Annotated in this window: 6 protein-coding genes; 2 read left to right on the top strand and 4 right to left on the bottom strand. The window is 71.0% G+C overall.

The annotated features are described in order from the left end of the window. Positions 1–204: 204 nt before the first annotated feature. Positions 205–744: a hypothetical protein gene (locus tag ACYVIH_RS17490; protein WP_460870787.1), complete on the top strand. Its 540-nt coding sequence runs from the start codon at positions 205–207 to the stop codon at positions 742–744. Here the strand turns inward: ACYVIH_RS17490 and ACYVIH_RS17485 are convergent. The 4 genes from ACYVIH_RS17485 to ACYVIH_RS17470 all read right to left on the bottom strand — a co-directional run bounded on the left by ACYVIH_RS17485 (position 729) and on the right by ACYVIH_RS17470 (position 4,529). Further along, positions 729–851 carry a hypothetical protein gene (locus tag ACYVIH_RS17485; RefSeq protein WP_460870786.1) on the bottom strand — a complete coding sequence of 41 codons (123 nt, stop codon included), beginning with the start codon at positions 849–851 and terminating at the stop codon, positions 729–731. The two genes, ACYVIH_RS17490 and ACYVIH_RS17485, sit on opposite strands and share 16 nt — an antisense overlap. Before the next feature lie 105 nt (positions 852–956). Continuing rightward, positions 957–2,456: an aldehyde dehydrogenase family protein gene (locus tag ACYVIH_RS17480; RefSeq protein WP_460870785.1), complete on the bottom strand. Its 1,500-nt coding sequence runs from the start codon at positions 2,454–2,456 to the stop codon at positions 957–959. Then, positions 2,453–4,054, bottom strand: coding sequence for a GMC family oxidoreductase (locus ACYVIH_RS17475; protein WP_460870784.1), 1,602 nt, complete (start codon positions 4,052–4,054; stop codon positions 2,453–2,455). Before ACYVIH_RS17475 ends, ACYVIH_RS17480 begins: the two co-directional genes overlap by 4 nt. A 73-nt stretch (positions 4,055–4,127) precedes the next feature. Beyond that, positions 4,128–4,529 (bottom strand): cupin domain-containing protein, encoded by a 402-nt coding sequence (locus ACYVIH_RS17470; RefSeq protein ID WP_460870783.1) that lies wholly within the window; start codon positions 4,527–4,529, stop codon positions 4,128–4,130. 83 nt (positions 4,530–4,612) lie between these two features. Between ACYVIH_RS17470 and ACYVIH_RS17465 the strand changes: the two genes are divergently transcribed. Continuing rightward, entirely contained in the window at positions 4,613–5,659 is a 1,047-nt protein-coding gene (locus tag ACYVIH_RS17465) for a zinc-dependent alcohol dehydrogenase family protein (RefSeq protein WP_460870782.1), read from the top strand. Positions 5,660–5,762: the final 103 nt, after the last annotated feature.

Raw genomic sequence — 5,762 nt, 5'->3', positions numbered from 1 at the left:
ACCCAAGGCCTACCGCGAACCACCGAATCGCCGCTCACGAAATCAACACCGGTGGATCAGGGCTGACTCGGGCGTGCCCACCCTAGGCCATCGGTCATCCAGGCACCTCGGAGCACAGTCGGGAGCGACGCGCCGCGCACGGCTCTTCTTCGGGGGCGGGCTCTGGACTAGCCTCGGATGCCCGGTGGAAAGCAGGTGGTCACCATGCCGCTCGGGCAAGGCATCACGGAGATGTGGCAGGCGGTCCAGGACCGCATCGAGGTCTCCGGCCACGGCCGGACCTGGCGGGTCACGGCGGGGTCGTTCGACTCGGCACTCGCCTATGCGCGCGAGCGCTTCAACGAACCGGCGGTCGTGTCGCGCTCCGACCGCGGTCGGTGGTGGCCACGCGTCACCTTGACCGTGACCACGGACCCGGCGGCGGCTGTCTCGGCGCCTCCCCTGGAACGGCTCGCGGCTGAGTCCGCCCCGCCCCAGCGCTCCGCTCAGGCGACGGCGCCCCCGCGGACACCCCCTCCGCCGGCCCGCAAGAGCCGTCGCGTCGAGCGGTCCGTCACCACACCCATGGAGCTGGACCCGACACCGGACGGCGGCGACTCCACTCCGGAAGGCGCTCCACGGCACGCATCCGACATCGACAGCGGCCTGCCGCCGTCACTCGAGGCGATCTTCGCCCACCAGGAGGAGCTGCGTCTGGTCCGGCAGCGACGCCCGGACCACGACAGCCGTCAGGCGCTGAGGTAGTACCCGGGGAAGGCGTCGTCCTCGTCGCCGACGTTGGCGACCGCGCAGACCTTCGTGTCGAGCGGGCGGCAAAGCTGCTCCACCATCCAGGCAAGCATTCCGCGCATTCCAGACCTCCTCGTCGGGCTACTCGGGAGCCAAGATGCCCCCGTGCGCGCGTTCCAAACCCGACAAACCGCCCTGGTACAGACTGAAGCGTCCGGCGACGGCCCTCAACGCACCCGCTTGCCGAGCCTGGGCAGCTGGGACGCACGGCCGTGCAGGACGCTCACGAGCTGAGCGAAGGCGGCGTCATGCTTCGCGGTGCGCGTGAAGGAAGTGAGCACCATCGGCGCCTTCACCCGCTGTCGCGCGACCGCCTTGGCGTACGTGAACTCCTTGAGACCGTCCGCACCGTGGATCCGGCCGAACCCGGAGGCACCGACCCCGCCGAACGGCAGCGCCGGGATCCCGGCGAAGGAGATCACCGAGTTGATCGCGGTCATCCCGGAGCGGATCCGCCTCGCGAGCTCGGGTCCGCGTGACCTGGAGAACACCGTGGAGCCGAGACCGAACTCGGTGCCGTTGGCGAGCTCCACCGCCTCGTCCATGTCGCGCACCTTCGTCACCGTCATGGTAGGCCCGAAGGTCTCCTCGGTGATGGCGCACGAGTCGTGGGGTACGTCGGTCAGGATCACCGGCTGGATGAACCGGTCGCCGACCGACTCCGCGCTGCCGAGGACTGCTCGTGCCCCCTTGGCGAGGGCGTCGGCGACGTGGCGACGGACGACCTCGACCTGGGCCGGCATCGTCATCGGCCCGAAGTGCGCACCGGGGTGTGCTCCGGCATGGATCCCCTTGGCCTGCTGGGTGATCTCGTCGAGGAACTCGTCGTACACCCGCTCGTGGACGTAGACGCGCTCGACACCGGCGCAGGTCTGCCCGGCGTTGGAGAACGCGCCCCAGATCGCGGCGTCGGCGGCCGCAGGCAGGTCGGCGTCCTCGTCCACCAGGAGCGCGTCCTTCCCGCCCGCCTCGATCAGCACCGGGGTGAGGTTCTCGGCGCAGGCCGCCATCACCTTCTTCCCGGTGGCGGTGGAGCCGGTGAACGCAAGCTTGTCGATGTCGGCCCGACACAAGGCGTTGCCGGTCTCGCCGTACCCGATGACCGTCTGCAGGAGTGCCCGGTCCGGCACCACCTCGGCGAGACTCTCGGCGAGCCAGACGCCGACCCCAGGGGTGTACTCGCTCGGCTTGAAGACCACGGTGTTGCCGGCGGCAAGGGCGTAGACGATCGAGCCCATCGGCGTGAAGACCGGGTAGTTCCAGGGGCCGATCACGCCGATCACCCCGAGCGGGCGGTACTCCACGCTCGCGGCGTGGTTGGCCATCAGGACGCCCGGAGAGACCTTGTGCGGACCGAGCACCTTCGCGGCATGGCTCGCCGCCCAGCCCAGGTGGTCGATGGCGAGACCGATCTCGAGCTGGGCGTCGGCGTGCGGTTTGCCCGTCTCCTGGTGGACCACGTCGGCGAGCTGGCCCATCCGCCGGGCGAGGACACCCTTCCACTGGTTGAGGACCTGCTTGCGCTCGTCGAAGTCGAGCTCGGACCACCACGCGGAGGCTTCCCGGGCGCGGGCCACCGCCGCGTCGACGTCGGCCGGCTCGTCGACGACGTGCACGCCGACGACGTCGCCGGTCGCCGGGTTGAGGGACTCGAGCTTCTGGGTCATCGCTTGTCTCCTTGCGCCGAGAGCCGGCCGCGCAGCAGGTCCGCTGCCTTCTCGCCGATCATGATCGTGGGGGCGTTGGTGTTGCCGCGAGGTACGACGGGCATCACGGATGCGTCTGCCACCCGCAGCCCCTCGACACCGCGCACCCGCAGCTGCGGGTCGACCACCGCCTGCTCGTCCTTGCCCATCGCGCACGTCCCGACGGGGTGGTACAGCGTCTGCGTGGTCGCTCGCAGGTGCTCGGCGATCTCCTCCTCCGAGGGGTTGCGGCTGCCCGGAAGGAACGGCGCTGCGATGTGCCGGGCGAGCCGACCGGTGCGCACCGTCTCGAGGATCCGCTGCACGCCGCGCACCATCGCGTCGAGGTCGCGTGGGTCGTCGTAGTAGGCGGGGTCGATCTCGGGGTGCCAGCGCGGGTCGGTCGACCGCAGCCGCAACCGCCCGCGGCTCGCGACGTCGACGAGGGTGGGCGCGACGGTGACCTTGCGGGTCGTCGGCTCGTGCAGGCCGTTGTCCCAGAAGCCGGAGGGGGCCATGTGGATCTGGAGGTCGGGCGCGGCCAGGTCGTCGCGGGTGCGGAAGAAGCCGCCTGCCTCACCGATGTTGGAGACGAGCGGGCCGCGGCCGGTCGCCTTGGCCTTGGCGAAGTTAAGCAGCCCGTTGTAGTCGGCGAGGTCGCTGGCGTGCTGGGTGTGCCACACCAGCGGTGCGGCCGGGTGGTCGTGCAGGTTCTCCCCGACGCCCGGCAGGTCGGCCACGACCTCGATCCCGAGCTCGCGCAGATGGGCCGCCGGGCCGATGCCGGAGAGCATCAGCAGCTGGGGTGAGTTGATCGCGCCGCCGGAGAGCACGACCTCGCCGTCGGCGTACGCGACCTCCTCGTCCGGACCGTGCAGGAACGCGACGCCGACCGCTCGGCCGTCCTCGATCAGGACCCGAGTGGCGAGCGCACCGGTGCGCACGGTGAGGTTCGGCCGGCTCATCGCGGGCGCCAGGAACGCGTCCGCCACCGACCAGCGCCGGCCCTTGCGACAGGTCACCTGGTAGAGGCCGATCCCGTCCTGCTCGGCGCCGTTGAAGTCGTCGTTGGGCTTCATCCCGCTGGCGGCCGCGGACTCCAGCCAGTCGTACGTCAGGGGGTGCGTGTAGCGGCGGTCCTCCACGTGGAGGGGGCCGCCGCGGCCGTGGAACGGTGCCTCGAACGTCGTGTTGTCCTCGGACCGGATGAAGTACGGCAGGACGTCGTCGTACCCCCAGCCCGTGGCCCCGTGCTCGTCACGCCACGCGTCGTAGTCCAGCCGGTTGCCGCGGATGTAGATCATCGCGTTCATCGACGAGCAGCCGCCGAGGGCGCGCATCCGCGGCCAGTAGGCGCGCCGGGAGTTGAGCTGCTTCTGCTCGACAGTGTTGTAGTGCCAGTCCCACTTGGTCTTGAACAACGTCGAGAAGGCTGCGGGGATGCTGATCTCGTCGGCGTCGGCCGGTGGGCCTGCCTCGAGCAGCAGGACCGTCGTACCGGGGTCCTCGGTCAGCCGCGCGGCGACGACAGCGCCCGCGCTCCCCGCACCGACGATGACGTAGTCGTAGGACTCGGGCACGGGCGCCTCCTGGCTGCGAGCGGGTGCTGCGACGGTACGCAGAACCTATGCCGCCCCGCGGGGCTCCACAAGGTCAGTGGCTGTGCTCGGCCTCCGCGGCGTCGGCCTCTGCCTTCGTGCGGTGCACGGTGCCCTCCGGGTGCTCCGGTGGCGCGTACAGGGAGTACAGCTTGAGGTCCTGGTCGCCGTTGTTGATCACGTTGTGCCACGTGCCGCCGGGCACGATGACGGCCCAGTCGTCCTCGAGCGTGTGCGTCTCGGACACCTCGTCCTCGGACGGGCCGAGCGTCACCGTCGCGCGGCCGGACTCGACCCGGATGAACTGGTCGAGGTGCTCGTGCATCTCGACCCCGATCTCCTCGCCGGGCTTGAGACTCATCACCGTCAGCTGGACGTTCTTCCCGGTGAACAGCGCCTCGCGGAAGTAGGTGTTGCCGTTCGTGGCCTCTTCGATGTTGCCGACCCAGCCGGTCATCGAGCCCTCCTTCGTGTCGACTGTCTCCATCGTGCCCCAACACCGTGCCGAGATGCGCGGGTGTGATCATGCAGACTGGGCGCATGGCGATGCAGGCGGTGGTCTTCGACGCGTACGGCGAGCAACCGGAGCTGCGATCGGTGGCCGAGCCGGACTGCCCGTCGGACGGTGCGCTGATCCGGGTCCGGGCCACCGGCGTGTGCCGGTCCGACTGGCACGCGTGGAAGGGGCACGACCCGGTCGACCTGCCTCACGTCCCGGGTCACGAGCTGGCCGGTGTCGTGGAGTCGGTGGGCGCCGCCGTCACGCGGTGGGCGCCCGGTGACCGGGTGACCGTCCCGTTCGTGTGCGGCTGCGGCCGCTGTGAGTACTGCCTGGCCGGAGAGGCACAGGTGTGCCCGCACCAGACGCAGCCGGGGTTCACCGGTCCGGGATCGTTCGCCGAGCTCGTCGCGATCCACGCCGCCGACACCAACCTGGTGCGCCTGCCGGACTCGCTCGACTTCGTCACGGCGGCGTCGCTGGGATGCCGCTTCGCGACTGCCTTTCGCGCTCTCACGGTGCACGGGCGGGTCTCCCCCGGCGGCTGGGTGGCCGTGCACGGGTGCGGCGGCGTCGGGCTCTCCGCCGTGATGGTCGCCGCCACTCTGGGTGCGCGCGTGGTGGCGGTCGACGTACGCACCGCCGCGCTGCAACGGGCACAGGACCTGGGCGCGTCCGTCGTGGTCGACGCCCGCGACGTGGACGACCCGGGCGAGGCGGTGCGTGGCTTCACCGGTGGCGGGGTGCACGTGTCCCTGGACGCACTCGGCTCACCTGCCACGGCCGCCGCCTCCGTGCGGTCCCTGCGTCGCCGCGGCCGGCACGTCCAGGTCGGCCTCCTGCTCGGCCCGGACTCCACGCCGCCGCTGCCCATGGACCGGGTCGTGGCGCAGGAGCTGGAGGTGTACGGGTCCCACGGCATGCCGGCCTCGGACTACCCCGCGATGCTCGAGATGGTCGCCGACGGCCGTCTCCGCCCGGATCTGCTGGTGGGCGAGGTGATCGACCTCGGCGGTGCCGGTGCCGCACTGGCAGCCATGGACCGGCCCTCCGCCCCGGCCGGGATGACCGTCGTCTCGATCCCCTGACCGCTCCGATCCGGCGCGTGTGACGCCTTCCTCCGCAGGGTGTGGAACGCCCCGGTCGGCGGGCCGGAAATGTCGGTGGTGCCCTCTAGCGTCGGGGTATGGC

The sequence above is a fragment of the Nocardioides pakistanensis genome (assembly GCF_054781215.1).
The sequence above is the reverse complement of the archived record's forward strand: the minus strand, read 5'-3'. Positions and strand labels throughout refer to the sequence as shown.